The following is a 19,020-nucleotide window of genomic DNA, read 5'->3' as shown; positions in this document are numbered from 1 at the left end:
CCCACCCCACCTGCCCACCCCACCTGCCCACCCCACCTGCCAACCGAACGCCGTGTTCGTTTCCGAACTCACTGGTGTACCGCTGAGTTCGGGGACGAACACCGCGTTCGATCTGCGGCGTATGCCGCTGGGTGGGCTCACGTGGTCGGGCTCGGCGCCGCGCGCCGATAGACTTCCGCGGGTGAGCCTCAGACTGTTCGACACCGCGACCCGAGAGCTGCGCGACTTCACGTCGCGCGAGACGGGCAAGGTCGGCATGTACATCTGTGGCCTCACGACGCAGGGCGCACCCCACATCGGCCACATCCGCTTCGCCGTCGCCTTCGACGTGCTGCGACGATGGCTCGAGATCGGCCACGGCTACCACGTCACCCTCGTGCGCAACGTGACCGACATCGACGACAAGGTCCTGCGCAAGGCCGCCGAGGCGGGCGAGGACTGGTTCGCCCTCACCTACCGCAACGAGCGGCTGACCAGCGAGGCCCTCGACGCGCTCGGCGTCATCCCGGCGACCTACGAGCCGCGGGCCACCGGGCACGTGCCCGACATGATCACCCTCATGGAGACCCTCATCGACAAGGGTCACGCCTACGTCGCACCCGACGGCAGCGGCGACGTCTACTTCGACGTGAAGTCGTGGCCGGAATACGGCTCGCTGTCCAACCAGTCCCTCGACGACATGGCGAGCGCCGACGACGCCGACCCGCGCGGCAAGCGCGACCCGCGAGACTTCGCACTCTGGAAGGGCCGCAAGTCCGACGAGCCGGAGAGCGCGTCGTGGCCGACGCCGTTCGGGTCCGGCCGCCCGGGCTGGCACCTCGAGTGCTCGGCCATGGCCCGGCGCTGGCTCGGCGAGGAGTTCGACATCCACGGCGGCGGCATCGACCTGCGCTTCCCGCACCACGAGAACGAGCAGGCGCAGTCGCGGGCTGCCGGCCTCGGCTTTGCGCGCTACTGGCTCCACAACGCGTGGGTCACGGTCAAGGGCCAGAAGATGGGCAAGTCGCTCGGCAACGCCCTCGAGGTGCGCCACCTGCTCGAGACGACCCGGCCGATCGTGCTCCGGTACTACCTGACGGCGGCGCACTACCGCTCGACGATCGAGTACCACCCGGGTTCTCTCGACGAGGCGGCCGCCGCCGTCGAGCGGATCGAGGGCTTCCTCGAGCGGGCGTCCCGTCGCGGCCCGATCCCCGGGGTCGACGACCCGAGGGCGTATGCCGCCCAGTCCCTTCCCGAGGAGTTCGTCCTCTCGATGGACGACGACCTCGGCGTCTCCGGGGCGCTCGCGGTCATCCACGACACCGTTCGGGCCGGCAACAGCTCCCTCGACGAGGACGACGACGAGGCGGCCCTCGCGGCTGCCGGCGCGGTTGTCGCGATGGCCGAGGTCCTCGGCATCAACCCGCTCGCGCGGCACTGGAGCGCCTCGTCTGACGCGGGCGCGGGCGATGCCGAGGCGGCGCTCGAGGTGCTCGTCCGGGTCCAGCTCGACGCTCGTCAGGCGGCGCGCCAGGAACGCGACTTCGCCCGGGCCGACGCGATCCGCGACGACCTCGCGGCCGCCGGGATCGCGATCACCGACACGCCGTCCGGAGCGCAGTGGTCGCTCGTCCGTACGGAGCGCGGTGAGCGAGGCGCCCAGCCCGCCGCCGGTTCCGGCACCTCCCCGGTCGCCGGTCGCGGCGACCGGGCAAGCACAGACAACGTGAAGGGCTGACATGCCAGGCAACTCCCAGCGTCGAGGCGCCGTCCGCAAGAGCGGCAAGGGTGCGACGGTCGGCTCCGGCGGGCAGCGTCGGCGCGGACTCGAGGGCAAGGGCCCGACGCCCAAGGCCATCGACCGCGAGTACCACCCCGCGCACAAGCGGGCCAAGGGCGCGGCCAAGCGTGCGGGCGGTCCCGGCGCCGGGTCGCGCGTCGCCAGGCCCCAGCGCAAGGCCAAGGCCTCGAGCGAGATGGTCTACGGCCGCAACTCGGTCGTCGAGGCGCTGCGGGCCGACGTTCCGGTCGCGACGATGTACATCGCCACGCGGATCGACTCGGACGACCGCGTCAAGGAGGCGCTCAAGCTCGCGACGGAGCGCGGCCTCGCGATTCTCGAGACTCCCCGCGGCGAGCTCGACCGGCTCACCGACGGAGGCGTGCACCAGGGCCTCGCGCTGCAGGTCCCGCCGTACGACTACGCGCACCCGTCCGACCTCATCGACCCGGAGCGCCCGGGGGTGCCTCTCGTCGTCGCCCTCGACGGCATCACCGACCCGCGCAACCTCGGGGCCATCGTCCGGTCCGTCGCGGCCTTCGGCGGACACGGCGTCGTCGTGCCCGAGCGTCGCTCGGTCGGCATGACCGCGTCGGCCTGGAAGACCTCGGCCGGTGCGGCGGCGCGCATCCCGGTCGCGAAGGCGAGCAACCTCACGCGGACGCTCGAGGAGTTCAAGAAGGCCGGCTTCTTCATCCTCGGCCTCGACATGGACGGCGACGTGGAGCTGCCCGACCTGTCCCTGGCGTCCGAGCCTCTCGTCATCGTCACGGGTTCCGAGGGCAAGGGTCTCTCACGGCTCGTCCGTGACACGTGCGACCAGATCGTCTCGATCCCGATGAGCTCGGCGGTCGAGTCCCTCAACGCCGGGCTCGCCACCGGCGTGACCCTCTACGAGATCGCCCGCCAGCGACGCCGCTGACCGTCCCTCGCTGTGACCGGGCGACCCGCCACCGCACGCGGCTGCGCAGGGTCGATGGGCGCGTGACGGAGTGGGGGAACTCTCACCCACCCGTCAGCGGTTGACCGGATGGCATCGATAGGGTGTCGACTACAAGGTGTAGTAATCGACGAAGGGCACCGTCGTGGGGAAGAGCAACCGGGCTGCCGCCGCGGAGCGCGCAGCGCAGATGCGCGCCGAGGCCGCGCGCCAGGAGAGACAGCGCAAGCAGGTCATCGCTGCCGTGATCGCCGTCGTGGTCGTCATCGTAGCCGTCGTCCTCGGCACGGTAGTTGCCAACCGGCCCTCGCCCAGCCCTGCGGCGACCGGTTCGACGGGGGCCGAGGCGGCCCTGGCCAAGCTCGTCGCGATCCCGCCCGCGACCCTCGATGCGGCGCCCACCCCGCAGCCGTCCCAGGCGCCGGCCAAGCTGGCCGGCGCCACCCCGCTGACCCAGGACGGCAAGAGCAAGGTCCTCTACGTCGGCGCCGAGTACTGCCCGTTCTGCGCGATGGAGCGGTGGGTCATGATCGGGGCCCTGTCGCGGTTCGGGACGTTCAGCGGGATCAAGCCGACGACGAGCTCGTCGAGCGACGTCCACCCGGACACGCCGACCTTCTCCTTCCACGGCGCGTCGTTCACGAGTGACCACCTGGCCTTCGAGGCCGTCGAGACCGAGGACCGCGAGGGCAAGCCGCTCGACACCCTCGAGGGCGCCAACGCCGAGCTCTTCAAGAAGTACAACCCGGGCGGCGGCATCCCGTGGGTCAACTACGGCGGCACGCACGCCACCAGCGGGGCCACCGTGGACGCGACCGTCTTCGACGGCAAGACCTACGACCAGATCATCGCCGGGATCTACGACCCGACCTCCGAGATCGGCAAGACGGTCGACCCGGCGATCAACATGGTCACCGCCCAGCTGTGTCAGCAGACCAACGGCCAGCCGTCCAACGTCTGCGCGAGCAAGGCCGTCATGGCAGCCACTCCGCTCCTGCAGAAGTGAGCGTGGCGACCATGCAACGGCAGCGGCCCGCCTGGCTGGCGCCGACGACCCTGCTCCTGTGCGTCGGGGGTCTCCTGGTGTCGGGCTACCTGACCTTCGAGCACTTCACCGAGAACGCCACGCTCGCCTGCAGCATCGGAGGGGCGGTCGACTGCGTCAAGGTGACGACGAGCGCGTGGAGCACCTTCCTCGGCATCCCCGTGGCGTTGCTCGGGCTCCTCTTCTTCGTGGTGACGCTCGTCCTCTGCCTCCCCGCCGTGTGGCGCCGTGGCGAAGCGTGGCTCGACCCGGTTCGTCTCGGCTGGCTCACGATCGGCCTGGGGATGGTCCTCTACCTCGTCTGGGCCGAGCTCTTCCGGATCCATGCCATCTGCCTCTGGTGCACGGTGGTGCACGTCATCACGTTCGCGCTGTGGGTCACGGTGCTCTTCGGGCAGATCCTCTCCGGGGCTCCGGCCGACCGCGAAGCCGGCGCGCGCGTCTAGCGCCCCGCCGTCCCACGTCACTGCCCAGGATTGTTGGGCAGTGCCGTAGGGGATTCCGGGTGTGGCCGCGCGGGCTACGTCACTGCCCAGGATTGTTGGGCAGTGACGTAGCAGTGGGACGAGCATGGTGGGTCCCCGGTGCGAGCCGCCGAGTGGCGGCTCAATCGATGCGGCTGATGACCGGCATCTCCGCGGTGTCGACGCCGAGCACGGCCTGCTCCTCCGGCTTGGCCGGCAGGACGGTCGCGACGTAGTCGGCGAGAGCGTCGAAGATCGGGATGTCGTGGCCGGCGCGCTCGCTCATGTACCAACGGTGCTCGAGGACCTCGTGGAAGATCTCGGCGGGCTCGAGGCGGCTGCGCAGCTCGCGCGGCACCGCCCTGGTGACCGGCTCGTAGATGTTGGACAGCCAGTCGTGGGCGACGATCGCCTCCTCGTCGTTCTGGCGGTCGGTCGCCGCGGCATACGCGTCGAGGTCGTTGAGCAGGCGTCGCGCCTGGTTCTCGCCGACGTCAAGCCCGGTCAGGCGAAGCAGCCGGCGCGAGTGGTGCCCGGCGTCGACGACCTTCGGCGTGATGACGATCTCGGTCCCGCCGATGTCGGTCGACATCGACAGCTCGTCGACGTCGAAGCCCAGCTCGTTGAGCTTGCGGATCCGCTCCTCGACGCGCCAGCGGTCACCTGCCTCGAAGCGTTCGCTGCCCGTCACGGCGTCCCACAGCGTGTGGTAGCGCTCGATGATCGAGGCAGCGACCTCGAACGGGTCCGCCTGGTCCTCGAGGAACCCTCCGGCATCGAGGTCCATCAGCTCGCCGGCGATGTTGACCTGGGCGATGTCGAGGTCGTGCTCACGCTGGCCGTTGGACAGGCGGGAGTGCAGCTCGCCGGTCTCGGCGTCGACGAGGTAGGCCGCGAAGGCTCCGGCATCGCGGCGGAAGAGCGTGTTGGACAGGGAGACGTCGCCCCACCAGAAGCCCTCGAGGTGGAGCCGGACGAGGAGCAGCGCCAGCGCGTCCATGAGACGCACAGCCGTGTCGGGCCGCAGGCTCTGGCTGTAGAGCGCGCGGTAGGGCAGGGAGAACTGCAGGTGCCGGGTGATGAGGCAGGCATCGAGCGGGTTCCCGTCGGCGTCGGTGCGCCCATGGACGACCCCGAAGGGCTCGACGCTCGGGATCTCGAGCTTGCGAAGGTTGCGCAGCATGGCGTACTCACGGTCGGCGAGGTCGGCCTTGATCTCCTTGATGGCGATGACCCGGGTGCCAAGGCGGACGAAGCGGACGACGTGGCGGGAGATTCCTCGGGGGAGGGCGGCGAGCGTGGACTCCGGCCAGTCTTCGAGCGGCACGGACCACGGGAGGTCGAGCAGGGCCGGATCGTGCCGGGCGGTCGTGATCTCGAGCGTCACGCGTCCATCGTGGCACGAGCGGAGTCAAGGCGTCGATCAGCCCACAGTGCGGTCCCGGCGAGCCCGAGGAAGAGCGCGGCGATGAGCACGCAGTTGAGCAGGGTGCGCCCGACGCCGATCTGGGAGACGTTGAGGAAGGGGTACGGGTACCAGTCGACGACGGGCCCGAGCGCGAGGGTCGCGACGAGCCAGCCGACCGGCCAGATGAGGGCTGGGAGGAGGTCCTCACGGCGGACCCGGTCACGTGGACCGAAGGCGACCCACCCGATGAAGGTCAGAGCGGGGACGACGATGTGGAGCAGGCGGTCGCAGACAAGCGAGCCCGTCGTGTAGTTCGGTGACGGCGGGAGCGCGACGAAGGCGACGATCCCCGTCACGGTGATGCCGACGAGCGACGCGAGGCGGACGACGCGGAAGAGCTGGTTGTCCGTCCGGTCGCGCAGGATGAGGAACATCGACACGGCAACGAGGAAGTTGGACTGGATCGTGAAGTACGAGAAGTAACGGCGCACCTGCTCGGCCCGACCCGCAGCGGCGGTCGAGTCGAGGATGTTGTCCCCACTGAGGATCAGCGCCAGCTGGAGGACGAGGGCCACGACGGCGACGACGAACGTCACGGTGTGCCAATAGCGTCCGAGGACCGGTTTCGTCACAGCCGCGAGCCTAGGTCCGGATCGCACCGCCCACCAGAGCAGCTCGTATGCCGCCCTTCCGCCCCAGGTGCCTTCGCTCTCGTCGTCGGGTCGTCGAGACACGGGCGGAGAAACCGAAGGGCCGGCACCCGCTCGACGTGCGAGCGGATGCCGGCCCAGCGGCATACGAGATGGTCGTGCAGAGCGACCGACGAGGTCAGTCGCCGATGCGCAGACCCGACTCGGCGTTGAAGACGTGCACGTGGCCCGGCTTCGGCTTGAGGTAGATCTTCTCGCCCTTCTCCGGGGGGCGACGGCCGTCGACGCGCGCGATGAACGGCACGTCGCCGGCGTTCTCACCGGTGGCCTCGAGGAGCTTCTGCTCGGCCGTGCCGTAGATGTAGGCGTCGGCGCCGAGCTCCTCGACGACGTCGACCGTCACGGGGATGCCCGAGGTGTCCGAGGACAGCTCGAGGTCCTCGGGGCGGACCCCGAGCGTGACGTGCTTGCCGGCGTTGGTGAGGTCCTCGCGGGCGACGGGGACGGTGTGGCCGTGCAGGTCGACGCCACCATCCGTCACCGGGACGTCCATGAGGTTCATCGCCGGCGAGCCGATGAAGCCCGCGACGAAGACGTTGGCCGGGTGGTCGTACATGCGACGGGGGCTGTCGCACTGCTGGAGGATGCCGTCCTTGAGGACCGCGACGCGGTCACCCATCGTCATGGCCTCGACCTGGTCGTGCGTGACGTAGACCGTCGTGACCCCGAGTCGGCGCTGGAGCGAGGCGATCTGGGTGCGGGTCTGGACGCGCAGCTTGGCGTCGAGGTTGGAGAGGGGCTCGTCCATGAGGAAGACCTGCGGCGAGCGGACGATGGCGCGGCCCATGGCGACGCGCTGGCGCTGGCCACCCGAGAGGGCCTTCGGCTTGCGGTCGAGGTAAGGGGTCAGGTCGAGGATCTTGGCGGCCTCCTCGACGCGCTTGCGAATCTCGGCCTTGTCGACGCCGGCGATCTTGAGCGCGAAGCCCATGTTGTCGGCGACGGACATGTGCGGGTAGAGCGCGTAGTTCTGGAAGACCATCGCGACGTCGCGGTCCTTGGGGGACAGGTTGGTCACGTCGCGGTCACCGATGAGGATGCGCCCGCCGTTGACCTCCTCGAGGCCGGCGAGCATGCGCAGGGAGGTGGACTTGCCACATCCGGAGGGACCGACGAGGACGAGGAACTCGCCGTCCGCGATCTCGATGTTGAGCTTGTCGACCGAGGGCTTGGGGTTGCCCGGGTACTGCCTGGTGGCGTTGTCGAACGTCACAGTTGCCATGGCTTCGTTGCCTTTCCTTCACCGGCAGGAACGTGCCGGACGATCCGTTGTAAAGGGCATGCCTCCCGGGACGGGAGAGCACGCTCATCATGTCCCACGGGGGTATGCCGTGACCAGTGTCGGTCCGGCATTCGGCGGCGACTCGGCGCCCGTCGGCCGGGGTGGAGCCGGGGTGGAGCCGAGCACGGTGTCAAGCCTCCGTGTCGGTATCGGGGCCGGACCGTCACCGGAACGTTGCAATTTCTTGCTGCAAGACGGGTCGCTATCGACTGCAACTTCTTGCTAGATTCACGGCCAACCGGTGGCGGCGTGTGCCACCTGGCTTCAAAGGAGAATCCATGCACAAGCGTGCGTTCGGCGCCGTGGCCGTCTCGGGTGTTGCCGCCCTGGCCCTCAGCGCCTGCGGTGGGTCCAGCCCCACTGCGACCAACACCGCAGCCGCCACGAGCGCGGCCACGACGACGACGGCCGCTCCCGCGGCCACGACGACCGCCGCGCCCGTGCGTGACGCGTCCGTCGACCTCGTGATCTGGACGGACAACGACCGTGCCGCGGCGATCAAGAAGTACGCCGACCAGTTCGGTGCAGAGCAGGGCATCAAGGTGGCCGTCCAGGTCGCCCCCGACGTCCGCGCCAACTTCAAGGACGCGACCAACGCCGGCAAGGGCCCCGACGTCATCGTCGGTGCGCACGACTGGCTGGGCGAGCTCGTCCAGAACAACGCCGTCTCGCCGATCCAGATGCCGGCCGACCTGCAGTCGCAGTTCTCGCCCGAGTCGATCGCGGCGACGAAGTTCAACGGCCAGATCTACGGCGTCCCCTACGCCGTCGAGAACATCGGTGTCGTCCGCAACACGGCCCTCGCCCCCGACGCCCCGAAGACGTACGAGGAGATGATCGCCAAGGGTGCCGAGCTGAAGAAGGCCGGCAAGGCCGACGGCACGGTCATCCAGGAGGTCGGCAAGACCGGTAACGCGTACTACACGTACCCGTACCTCAAGGCCTTCGGCGGCGGCATCTTCGCCCAGAAGCCCAACGGCGACTACGACCCCAACAAGGTCATCGTCAACAACGCCGGCTCGATCAAGGGCGCCCAGCAGCTCGCCATCCTCGGCAACAAGAACATCCTCACGACGAACGTGGACGGCACCAACGCCGACGCGCTCTTCGACTCGGGCAAGTACCCGTACTACATCACCGGCCCGTGGGCGATCGACAAGGCCAAGAAGGCGAACATCAAGTACGCCATCTCGCCGCTGCCCACCATCGCGGGTGGCCAGATGAGCCCGTTCCTCGGCGTCCAGATGTTCTACGTCTCCTCCAAGGCCAAGAACAAGGCCTTCGCCGAGGAGTTCGTCCTCAAGTACGTCCCGAAGAAGGAGCTCCAGGTCGACCTGTTCAACATCGGTCACCGCCCGCCGGCCCTGACGGCCGCGTACCAGCAGGTCCAGGCCACCGACCCCGACGTCAAGTCGTGGTTCGAGGCCGGCAAGGGTGCCCTCCCGATGCCGAACATCCCGGCCATGAACTCGGTCTGGGGCCCGCTCGGCCAGGCCGGTGCCGACGTGATCGCCGGTAAGACCGCTCCGCAGACCCGCTTCGACGCGGCTGCGAAGGAGATCATCGCGAACATCAACAAGGGCTGACGTCCAGTCACCCTGAAGGTGGTGGCCGGGCGTTCGCGCCCGGCCACCACCTGCACCACCAGCACTGCACCACCAGCACCACCAGCTTCACGGGCACCACCCCGCCCTTGCGCGACCCCGAGCCGCACCCGCGCCCTGCGCCGTTCCCCTCCCAGACCGCCCCCTCGCCCTGACGGAGATTCAAGGATGAATCGCTCCCCATACGTCATCATCAAGTGGGTCCTGATCGTGGCCATCCTCGCCGTGATCGTCTATGCCGCAGGGCTTTTCGCAGCCGACGGCCAGCTCCTCGGTGTCGTGGTCCTCGGACTCATCGGACTGGCGATCCTCGCCGTCTACGCGACCCACCGCAGCATCCCGGCGAAGTACCTCCTGCCCGGACTCATCTTCTTCCTCGCCTTCCAGATCTGGCCCGCCGTCTTCACCGGCGCGACGGCCTTCACGAACTGGGGCGACGGCCACAGCCTGAGCAAGGAGGAGTCGATCCAGGCGATCACCTCCTCGTCCGTCGAGGAGGTCCAGGGCAAGCCCCGGTACGCCCTCAGCGTTGCGGTGCAGGCTCGCGCCGACGTCGCCACGGCCAGTCCCGTCTACATCCTCACCGACCCGCAGACCAAGAAGGTCTATGCCGGCACGAGCGAGGGGCTCAAGGAGCTCCCCCCGGGAGACGTGACGACCAACGAGCTCGGCCGGGTCACGGCCGTCAAGGGCTACACGATCCTCACGGGCAAGCAGGTCAACGCGAGGAGCCAGGAGCTCGAGTCCTTCGCCGTCCCGACCGACGGCGGTGCCGCGATCAAGAAGGTCGGCATCTCGGAGGCCTTCGAGGGCAAGCCAGCCGCCACGTACGACCCGAAGACGGACCGGATCACCGACACCCGTCCCGTGGCGCAGGGCCAGCCGGTCAAGGTCTACGGCCCGTCCAACGCGACGTGGGTCAACGTCGCCGACCCGACCGACAAGCTCCCGCAGGGCTGGAAGGAGGGCGTCGGCTTCAAGAACTTCACCACCGCCCTGACCGACCCGACCCTGCGCTCCGGGTTCGTCAAGATCCTTCTGTGGAACTTCGTCTTCGCGATCATGTCGGTCCTGACGACCTTCCTGCTCGGCCTCGCCCTGGCCCTGCTCTTCAACGACGAGCGGCTCAAGGGCAAGGGCTTGATGCGGGCGCTGCTCGTCCTGCCCTACGCCCTGCCCGGCTTCGTCACGGCCCTCGTCTGGGCGTCGATGTTCAACCAGCAGTTCGGCCTGATCAACCAGACCCTCGGCATCGACGTCGACTGGCTCGGCAACGGCACCTGGGCCAAGGTCGCGATCCTCATCACGAACCTCTGGCTCGGCTTCCCGTACATGTTCATCGTCTGCACCGGTGCGCTCCAGTCGATCCCGGGCGACGTCAAGGAGGCCGCCGCGATCGACGGAGCAACCGGTTTCCGCACGATCAGGTCGATCATCATGCCGCTCGTCCTCGTCGCTGTCGGCCCGCTGCTCATCGCTTCGTTCGCCTTCAACTTCAACAACTTCGGCCTCATCTTCCTGATGACCGAGGGCGGCCCGTTCGAGAACAACCAGAGCGCGATCGGCTCGACCGACCTGCTCATCACCTACGCGTACCGACTCGCCTTCACGAGCGCAGCACCGAACTTCGGCTACGCCGCGGCGATCTCGATCTTCATCTTCATGATCGTGGCGGTCCTGTCGTGGATCGGCTTCCGCCAGACCAAGGCCCTGGAAGAGGTGAACTGACATGACCGTGACCACGGCAACGAGCCCCGACACCATCACGAGCACCGTCGCCCACCCGGTCGGTGAGAAGCGCAAGAACGGGATGTGGTGGCGCTACGTCCTCGGGGTGATCGCCCTCATCTGGGCCCTGTTCCCCCTCGTCTTCATCCTCTCCGCGGCGCTCAACCCCTCGGGAACCCTGAGCACGACCGACCTCATCCCGAAGAACGCGAGCACCGCGAACTTCACGCAGCTCTTCGAGATCCGGCCCTACTGGGCGTGGTACAAGAACACGCTCATCATCTGCGGGGTCGGCGCGTTCGCCAGCGTCTTCATCGGGGCGTCAGCGGCATACGCCTTCTCGCGGATGCGCTTCAAGGGACGGCGCGCCGGACTCATGGCGCTCCTGCTCGCGCAGATGTTCCCGGTCATGCTCGCCTTCGTCGCGATCTACCTGACGTTCGACTTCATCGGTGAGTCGCTGCCGCTCATCGGCCTCAACACGCAGGCCGGCCTCATCCTCGCCTACCTCGGTGGGGCGATGGGGGCCAACGTCTGGCTGCTCAAGGGCTACTTCGACACGGTGCCGAAGGAGCTCGACGAGGCCGCGAAGGTCGACGGTGCCGGCCATGCCCGGATCTTCTTCACGATGACCCTGCGCCTCGTCCTGCCGATCCTCGCGACCGTGGGCATGCTCGCCTTCGTCGGCCTCTTCAGCGAGTTCCTCCTCGCGAGCATCTTCCTCAAGGACGCCGACAACCAGACCCTCGCGGTCGGGCTGTGGTCACTGCTCAAGGCCGACCGCAACAAGTACTTCGGTCCCTTCTGCGCCGGTGCCCTGCTCGCCTCCGTGCCGGTCATGGCGCTCTACCTCGCCGTCCAGAAGTACCTCGTCGGCGGCCTCACCGCGGGCTCGGTCAAGTGAGCGCAGCCCCGGTCCGCCCGGCGTCCTGGCTCAGCCAGCCACACCACGACGGCTCCGGGCGCTACGTCTCAAACCTCAACCCGAGGCTCGGCGACGAGGTCGACGTGCTCGTCCGGGTGCCTCTCGAGTGCGAGGTCACGCATGTCCACGTGCGGACCTCGCCCGACGGCGAGCAGCAGTTCACCCGCGCCAAGCTCGTCAAGGCGACCGAGACGGACGCGTGGTGGCGAGCGACGCTGACCTGCCACAACCCGGTGACGAAGTACCGCTTCCTCCTCGCCGGGGGCCCGACGAAGTACGCCTGGCTCAACGGCACCGGCGTGCATCTGCGTGACGTCCCCGACGCGAGCGACTTCCGGCTCGTGGCCCACGACGCGCCCCCGCCGGCGTGGGCCCAGGGGAGTGTCGTCTACCAGATCTTCCCCGACCGCTTCGCCCGTTCGAAGGCGGCCGACACGCGCGTGCTGCCGGAGTGGGCCGTCGCGGCCGACTGGGACGACCCCGTCGTCACGAGCGAGCCGGCCGTCTCCCGCCAGATCTTCGGCGGCGACCTCGACGGCATCACCGAGCACCTCGACCACCTCGAGTCGCTCGGGGTCGATGTCGTCTACATGACGCCGTTCTTCCCGGCTCGCTCGAACCACCGCTACGACGCGTCCTCGTTCGAGGCCATCGACCCCCTGCTCGGTGGTGACGCCGCGCTGCGGCGGCTGACCAAGGCGGCCCACGCCCGAGGCATGAAGGTCATGGGCGACTTCACGACGAACCACACGGGCGACGCCCACGAGTGGTTCCTCGCGGCCACGGGTCCGGACGGCAGACAGCGACCGGAACGCGACTACTACATCTGGGAGAAGGGGACGTACGTCGCCTGGCTCGGGGTGCCGTCGCTGCCCAAGCTCAACCACCTCAACGCGGCGCTGCGGCAGCGGATCTTCGAGGAGCCCTCCGGGGTCGTGCGCAAGTGGCTCGGCCGTTCCGGCGGCCTCGACGGGTGGCGCGTCGACGTCGCGAACATGACCGGCCGGTGGCGCGAGACCGACGTCAACCACGACGTCGCACGGCAGATGCGCACCTCGATGGGCCGACGGTTCCCTGACGCGCTCCTCGTCGGCGAGCACTTCCACGACTACACCGTCGACATGCCGGGCGACGGCTGGCACGGCGTCATGAACTACGCGGGCTTCTGCAAGCCGACGTGGACGTGGCTGCGCAAGGAGACGAAGGACCCGCGCTTCCTCGGCGCGGCCATCCCGGTCCCGCTCCTGGACGCCGGTGCCGTCGTCGAGACGATGCGCGACTTCACCTCGCGGATCGCCTGGCAGTCGCTCGTCCACTCGTTCAACCTCATCGGGTCGCACGACGTGCCCCGCATCCGCACCCTCGTCGGACCGCTCGGCGTGGAGCCTGCGGCGGCCCTGCTCCTCACCTTCCCGTCGATGCCGATGCTCACCTACGGTGACGAGATCGGGATGGAGGGCACGTTCGGCGAAGACGGCCGGCGACCGATGCCTTGGGACGAGTCGACCTGGGACACAAGGACGCTCGAGGTCTACCGCGGGCTCATCGCAGCACGGCGGGGGTCGACGGCACTGCGCCAGGGCGGGCTCCGGTGGGTGCACGCAGAGGGCGACGCCATCGTCTTCCTCCGCGAGACGCTCGACGAGGTGGCGCTCGTCCACGTCGCCCGCGCGGCGCATGCGCCGGTGACGATCGACGCGCGACACCTCGCCGGCATCGAGACCGGGCGAGCGGCATACGGACCGGTGGTGGAGATCGTCGACGGCGCTGTCACACTTGAGGCTTCGCACCCCGGTGCGCGCATCTGGACGTGGAAGCCCACCGACGGCGGGCCGCGGCACCGGCGACGGAGGGGGAACTGACGTGAAGGCAAGGCTTCGGGACATCGCCGTCCAGGCCGGCGTCTCCGAGGCGACGGTCTCACGGGTCCTCAACGGCAAGCCGGGCGTGGCCGACCTGACGCGGCAGTCGGTCCTGACCGCGCTCGACGTGCTCGGCTACGACCGGCCGAGTCGTCTGCGCCGCAAGAGCGCCGGGCTCGTCGGGCTCATCGTGCCCGAGCTGACCAATCCGATCTTCCCCGCCTTCGCGCAGATCATCGAGAACTCCCTCGCCCAGAACGGCTACACCCCGGTCCTCTGCACCCAGGTCGCCGGGGGTGTGCACGAGGACGACTACGTCCAGATGCTCCTCGACCGGGGTGTCGCCGGGATCATCTTCATCTCGGGCCTGCACGCCGACACCAACACCGACCCGCAGCGCTACATCGACCTGCGCGACCGCGGGCTCCCGCTCGTCCTCGTCAACGGCTACATCGAGGGTGTCGACGCGCCGTTCATCTCCAACGACGACGTCGCCTCGATGGGCCTCGCGCTCGAGCACCTCGTCAGTCTCGGCCACCGCGAGATCGGCCTCGCCGTCGGACCCGACCGCTACGTGCCGGTCATCCGCAAGATCGCCGGCTTCCGTCACTCGATGCAGGAGCTGACCGGGCGCTCCGATGTCGACGACCTCATCGAGCGCTCGCTGTTCAGTGTCGAGGGCGGCGCGACGGCGGCCGGGCGCCTCCTCGACCGCGGCGCGACGGCGGTCGTCTGCGGCTCCGACCTCATGGCGCTCGGCGCGATCCGCGAGGCCCGCAAGCGCGGCCTCCACGTGCCGCGTGACTTCTCGGTGGTCGGCTACGACGACTCGACCCTCATCGCCTTCACCGACCCGCCGCTCACGACCGTGCGCCAGAGCGTCAACGCCATGAGTGCGGCCACGGTCCGGGCGCTCCTCGACGAGATCGCCGGGCAGCCCTCTCCCCGAGCGGAGTACGTCTTCCGGCCCGAGCTCGTCGTCCGCGGCTCGACGGGCGCGCGGCGGCTCTGATCAGCCGTTCGGCCGGCTGGTCTCCCCGCGGACCTCACCCGCTGCGTGCGCCTCGCGGAGCCGGACGAGCTGGGTCAGGAGCTTGGCGGCCGCCTCCTCGTCGTCGATCCGGTGCCGCGCCGCGGTCGAGCCTGAACCGACCTTGACCGTCACGTCCTCCGGTCGCGTCATCCGCATGAAGGCGTCCTCGTCGGTGACGTCGTCGCCGAGGTAGACCCGCGCGGTCGCACCGACGTCGCGGCCGTATGCCGTGACGGCCGATCCCTTGTCGGCGTGCGACACGGACAGCTCGAGGACCGACTTGCCCTTGAGGACCTTGACGCCCGGGTGCTCGAGCGCGACCCGGCGGGCGTCGGCGATGGCCGCGTCGGCGACCTCACGGTCGAGGCCCCGCGTGTGGACGACGACGGCGGCGGCCTTGTGCTCGATGCCGGCCTGCGGGTGGCGGTCGTCGAGGAGGATCCGGATGTCCTCGCGGAGCACCGCGAGGCGTTCCTCGTCCTCGGCCGTGACCGAGGCGGCCTCCATCGCGGAACGGACCGCCTCGCTCGAGGACTCGGCCCCGTGGCTGGCGATGAGGACGATGGGCTCGTCCTCCCGGATGCCGGTGAGCGCGCGAAGCGTCTCGAGGTCGCGTCCCGAGACGACCGCGACGTGGACTCCGGGGAGGGCGGCCAGGGCGCGCAGGTCATCGACCGTCCCCGGGACCGGCGTCGCCTCGAGCGGGTTCTTCTCGAAGGGGGCGAGAACGCCGTCGAAGTCGGTGGCGACGAGCAGCGTGGTCGCCCCGGCGGCGGACTCGAGTGCCTCGTCGAGGGTGGGGGTCTCACTCATGGCCCGCTCCGGCCCCGGTGCGGCGCTGGGCCATCCCGTCGCCGTCCGGCCCGTCCGGGGCGGGCAGGTCGTCCGGCCCGTCTTGCCCGTCCAGGGCGGGCAGGTCGTCCCCGGACAGGTCGGGATCCTGCGGGTCGGCGGGTGCGAGCTCGGCCTGGGTGCGGCGCGCGGCGTAGCGGTCGGGAGCCGGGCGTTCGGGCGCGGCGGCCAGGGCGGCGAGGTAGCGACTCGCCCAGCGCTGCACGTCGTTGTCGGAGACGCGGCGGCGCAGGGCGCGCATGATCCGCTGCTTGTCCTTGGCCGGCGTGTTCATGGCCCGGAGGATCGCCTGCTTCAGCCCCTCGATGTCGTGCGGGTTGCACGCGAACGACTGGTGGAGCTCGTGCCAGGCGCCGGTGAACTCGCTGAGGACGAGTGCCCCGCCGAGGTCGTAACGGCACGTGACGTACTCCTTGGCGACGAGGTTCATCCCGTCGCGCAGGGGCGTGACGAGCATGACGTCGGCCGCCTGGAAGAGGGCTGCCATCTCCTCGCGGGGGTAGGAGTGGTGGAGGTAGTGGACGGCCGGGGCGCCGATGTGGCCGAGGTCGCCGTTGATCCGCCCGACCGTCTGCTCGATCTCGGTGCGGAGGAGGCGGTAGGCCTCGACGCGCTCCCGGCTCGGGGTCGCCACCTGGACGAAGGTCACGTCGGGCGGTGAGATCCGTCCCTCGAGGAGCAGCTCCTCGTAGGCCTTGAGGCGGTGCCGGATGCCCTTGGTGTAGTCGAGGCGGTCGACGCCGAGCATGAGCACCTTGGGGTCGCCGAGGCTGGCCCGGATCTCCTTGGCCCGGGCCCGGACGTCGGGACGCTTGGCGAGCGCCTCCAGCCCGCGGAAGTCGACGGAGATCGGGATGGCGGCCGCGCGGACCTGGCGCTCGTGGTCGACGGCCACGCGGTCGCCCTTCGTCGCGGCGCCGAGCAGCTGGCGGCAGGCCCGGACGAAGTTGCGGGCGTCGGCCTGGCGCTGGAAGCCGAGGAAGTCGGCCCCGAGGAGCCCCTCGAGGAGCTGGGCGCGCCACGGGAGCTGGGCGAAGAGCTCGACGGGCGGGAAGGGGATGTGGTCGAACCACCCGATCCGCACATCCGGCCGCAGCTCGCGCACCAGCGCGGGCACGAGCTGGAGCTGGTAGTCCTGGACCCAGACGGTGGCCCCGGGGGCGGCGACCTCGGCGACCGCCTCGGCGAAGCGCCGGTTCACCGTCTGGTAGCTCGCCCACCAGTCCCGGTGGAAGCGGGCCGGCACGATGACGTCGTGGTAGATCGGCCAGAGGGTGTCGTTGCTGAAGCCCTCGTAGAAGTCGCGGACCTCCGCGGCCGACAGCGGGACCGGCTCGAGGTGGATCCCGTCCTCCTCGAACGGCTCGGGGGCGTCTCCGGCATCACCGGCCCACCCCACCCACGCGCCCGGTTGCGCCCGCATCACGGACTCCATGGCGGTCACGAGGCCGCCCGGGCTGCGCCGCCACTCCGTCTCCCCGGTCTCGGTGACGACCTTGTCGACGGGCAGCCGGTTGGCCGCGACGACGAGGTCGAAGGTCGGCCGTGCTGACGGCACGTGATCAACTCCTGCTGGTTCGAAGGCCCGGTCCGGAGGCCCTGCTGAGGCTGGACCACCGGCTTACGTACCCGCCCGGGCCCACGATCTCCCTCACTCTAGCCAGCAAAGTCTGGCGCCCGGCCGGGTGCCGTTCTAGGGTCGACTCAGGGTCCCTCGCCCGGTTCGCCAGACGTGTAGGAGGTCGCCGTGAAGATTTCTGACGTGCTCCGTTCGAAGGGCGGAGGAGTGGTCACGATCAAGCCCGACGAGACCGTCTCCGGACTGCTCTCCCTGCTGGCCGAGCACCGCATCGGTGCGTGCGTGGTGAGCATCGACGGGTCGACCGTCGACGGCATCGTCAGCGAGCGCGACGTGGTGCGCCACCTCCACACGTCCGGGACCGGCATCCTCGAGGCGCCGGTCTCGCAGATCATGACGAGCGACGTGACGACGGGCTCGGCCGACGACGACATCGCCGCGCTCGCCGGGACGATGACCGAGCAGCGCGTCCGCCACGTCCCGATCGTCGACGGCGAGGGCCGCTTGACCGCCATCGTCAGCATCGGCGACGTCGTCAAGCACCGCCTTTCCGAGCTGCAGTCCGAGGCCGACCAGCTGCGCGACTACATCACCCACTGACCCCTCTCGGCCGTATGCCGTCGGGCCGGCTCCCGTCCGTCCTGCGTCCTGCGTCCTGCGTCCTGCGGCCTGGCGGGTGCAGCGGTAGCCCCTGCCCTGGATCTGACCGGTCGCCGCAAACTGGCAGTCGTCTTCGGTCGGCCGGGGATTCGCATACCGTAGGGGCATGGCTGCGCATGACCGGACCGAGTGGGTCTCCGCGCCCCCGGCCGGACCGGCGCAGGGGCACGACAGACCGAGTGCCAACGTCGAACGGCTCGGTCCGTACCGCCTTCTCGAGGAGGTCGGCGAGGGCGGCATGGGCGTCGTCCACCTCGCGGTCGACCAGCGCGGGCGTGCCGTCGCCGTCAAGGTGCTCAGGCCGCACGTCGCCCACGACGCCGACGCCCGCACGCGGCTCGGTCGCGAGGTCGAGACCCTCTCGCGGGTGCAGGACCGGCGCGTCGCCACCGTCATCGATGCCGACCTCATGGGTCCCCGGCCCTATGTCGTGACCCGCTACGTCCCGGGTCCGGCGCTCGACGAGACGGTCGAGGACCACGGCCCGCTCGCGCCCGACGAGCTTCTCCGTCTGGCTCGGGGCACCGCCGAGGCGATCCGGGCGATCCACGCCTGCGGGGTCGTCCATCGGGACATCAAGCCCGGCAATGTTCTCCTCGAGGACGGCGAGCCCGTCCTCATCGACTTCGGCATCGCCCACCTGCAGGACGATGTGCGCCACACGGTCGGCGGTCTCGTCATGGGTACGCCCGGTTACCTCTCACCGGAGCTCGTCGAGGGTGCCGCGATCACCGAGGCGACCGACTGGTGGGGCTGGGCGGCGACGATCACGTATGCCGCGTCGGGCCGTCCGCCGTTCGGCCGCGGTCGCATGGATGCCGTCCTCAGCCGGGTCCGGGCCGGTGACGTCGACCTCGACGGCGTCGACCCGCGCCTGGCGCCGCTGCTGCGAGCGTCCTTGTCTCCCAGCCCGTTCGAGCGTCCTCATGCCGACTACGTCATCGCCGCCCTCGAGCGCTACGCCGCCGGCTACGAGGCCACGGTGCCCACGGCCGACAACGGGCACTGGGATGCCCACGGTCTTCCCGTCGCCCCGCCCGGGGCGACTCAGGTCTTCCAGGGCGGCGGCACCGCCGTCATGCCCAGCGGGCTTGCGCCGAGCGCCCCGGCCCCGCCGGCAGCGTGGGGCGCACCCATGGCGGCACCCGTGGCGGCGCCCGTGGCGG

At 69.8% G+C, this 19,020-nt stretch carries 16 protein-coding genes; 11 read left to right on the top strand and 5 right to left on the bottom strand.

Features of this window, described 5'->3' with window-relative positions; translation table 11 throughout:
- Positions 1 to 181: 181 nt before the first annotated feature.
- The 4 genes from cysS to N865_RS19695 all read left to right on the top strand — a co-directional run bounded on the left by cysS (position 182) and on the right by N865_RS19695 (position 4,193).
- The gene (gene cysS / locus N865_RS19710) at positions 182 to 1,720 is read left to right on the top strand and encodes a cysteine--tRNA ligase (RefSeq protein WP_051511124.1); all 1,539 of its coding nucleotides are present in this window, start codon (positions 182 to 184) and stop codon (positions 1,718 to 1,720) included.
- A 1-nt stretch (position 1,721) separates the two neighbouring features.
- Positions 1,722 to 2,684, top strand: a complete 963-nt coding sequence (gene rlmB / locus N865_RS19705; protein ID WP_034809821.1) for a 23S rRNA (guanosine(2251)-2'-O)-methyltransferase RlmB — start codon at positions 1,722 to 1,724, stop codon at positions 2,682 to 2,684.
- Positions 2,685 to 2,847: 163 nt separating this feature from the next.
- Positions 2,848 to 3,708 carry a DUF929 family protein gene (locus tag N865_RS19700; RefSeq protein WP_034809819.1) on the top strand — a complete coding sequence of 287 codons (861 nt, stop codon included), beginning with the start codon at positions 2,848 to 2,850 and terminating at the stop codon, positions 3,706 to 3,708.
- 11 nt (positions 3,709 to 3,719) lie between these two features.
- Entirely contained in the window at positions 3,720 to 4,193 is a 474-nt protein-coding gene (locus tag N865_RS19695; protein WP_034809833.1) for a vitamin K epoxide reductase family protein, read from the top strand.
- A gap of 160 nt (positions 4,194 to 4,353) precedes the next feature.
- On the opposite strand, the gene N865_RS19690 is transcribed toward N865_RS19695, so the two are convergent.
- The 3 genes from N865_RS19690 to N865_RS19680 all read right to left on the bottom strand — a co-directional run bounded on the left by N865_RS19690 (position 4,354) and on the right by N865_RS19680 (position 7,551).
- Entirely contained in the window at positions 4,354 to 5,598 is a 1,245-nt protein-coding gene (locus N865_RS19690; RefSeq protein ID WP_034809817.1) for a DUF4032 domain-containing protein, read from the bottom strand.
- Positions 5,595 to 6,251, bottom strand: coding sequence for a Pr6Pr family membrane protein (locus N865_RS19685; RefSeq protein WP_034809814.1), 657 nt, complete (start codon positions 6,249 to 6,251; stop codon positions 5,595 to 5,597). The genes N865_RS19690 and N865_RS19685 overlap by 4 nt, the downstream gene beginning before the upstream one ends.
- A gap of 196 nt (positions 6,252 to 6,447) precedes the next feature.
- Positions 6,448 to 7,551: an ABC transporter ATP-binding protein gene (locus N865_RS19680; RefSeq protein ID WP_034809812.1), complete on the bottom strand. Its 1,104-nt coding sequence runs from the start codon at positions 7,549 to 7,551 to the stop codon at positions 6,448 to 6,450.
- Between the two features lie 338 nt (positions 7,552 to 7,889).
- On the opposite strand from N865_RS19680, the gene N865_RS19675 reads away from it, so the two are divergent.
- The 5 genes from N865_RS19675 (at position 7,890) to N865_RS19655 (ending at position 14,742) form a co-directional block, all read left to right on the top strand.
- Complete coding sequence (locus tag N865_RS19675) at positions 7,890 to 9,197, top strand: sugar ABC transporter substrate-binding protein (RefSeq protein WP_034809810.1); 1,308 nt, start codon at positions 7,890 to 7,892, stop codon at positions 9,195 to 9,197.
- A gap of 186 nt (positions 9,198 to 9,383) precedes the next feature.
- Positions 9,384 to 10,943 (top strand): ABC transporter permease subunit, encoded by a 1,560-nt coding sequence (locus N865_RS19670; RefSeq protein WP_034809808.1) that lies wholly within the window; start codon positions 9,384 to 9,386, stop codon positions 10,941 to 10,943.
- Position 10,944: 1 nt separating this feature from the next.
- Entirely contained in the window at positions 10,945 to 11,847 is a 903-nt protein-coding gene (locus N865_RS19665; protein ID WP_084328402.1) for a sugar ABC transporter permease, read from the top strand.
- Positions 11,844 to 13,730 (top strand): glycoside hydrolase family 13 protein, encoded by a 1,887-nt coding sequence (locus N865_RS19660; protein ID WP_034809806.1) that lies wholly within the window; start codon positions 11,844 to 11,846, stop codon positions 13,728 to 13,730. The genes N865_RS19665 and N865_RS19660 overlap by 4 nt, the downstream gene beginning before the upstream one ends.
- Before the next feature lies 1 nt (position 13,731).
- The gene (locus N865_RS19655) at positions 13,732 to 14,742 is read left to right on the top strand and encodes a LacI family DNA-binding transcriptional regulator (RefSeq protein WP_034809804.1); all 1,011 of its coding nucleotides are present in this window, start codon (positions 13,732 to 13,734) and stop codon (positions 14,740 to 14,742) included.
- On the opposite strand, the gene otsB is transcribed toward N865_RS19655, so the two are convergent.
- Together otsB and N865_RS19645 are read right to left on the bottom strand one after the other, a co-directional pair.
- Positions 14,743 to 15,576 carry a trehalose-phosphatase gene (gene otsB, locus N865_RS19650; RefSeq protein ID WP_051511115.1) on the bottom strand — a complete coding sequence of 278 codons (834 nt, stop codon included), beginning with the start codon at positions 15,574 to 15,576 and terminating at the stop codon, positions 14,743 to 14,745.
- Positions 15,569 to 17,173, bottom strand: a complete 1,605-nt coding sequence (locus N865_RS19645) for an alpha,alpha-trehalose-phosphate synthase (UDP-forming) (RefSeq protein WP_084328401.1) — start codon at positions 17,171 to 17,173, stop codon at positions 15,569 to 15,571. Before N865_RS19645 ends, otsB begins: the two co-directional genes overlap by 8 nt.
- Positions 17,174 to 17,362: 189 nt before the next feature.
- Between N865_RS19645 and N865_RS19640 the strand changes: the two genes are divergently transcribed.
- Complete coding sequence (locus N865_RS19640; RefSeq protein ID WP_034809802.1) at positions 17,363 to 17,794, top strand: CBS domain-containing protein; 432 nt, start codon at positions 17,363 to 17,365, stop codon at positions 17,792 to 17,794.
- Positions 17,795 to 17,960: 166 nt separating this feature from the next.
- The coding region (locus N865_RS19635; protein ID WP_157557792.1) for a serine/threonine-protein kinase at positions 17,961 to 19,020 on the top strand (1,060 nt) is incomplete at its 3' end.

Source organism: Intrasporangium oryzae NRRL B-24470 (assembly GCF_000576595.1).
GTDB lineage: Bacteria > Actinomycetota > Actinomycetes > Actinomycetales > Dermatophilaceae > Intrasporangium_C > Intrasporangium_C oryzae.
This window is presented reverse-complemented; position numbering and strand designations above follow the sequence as displayed.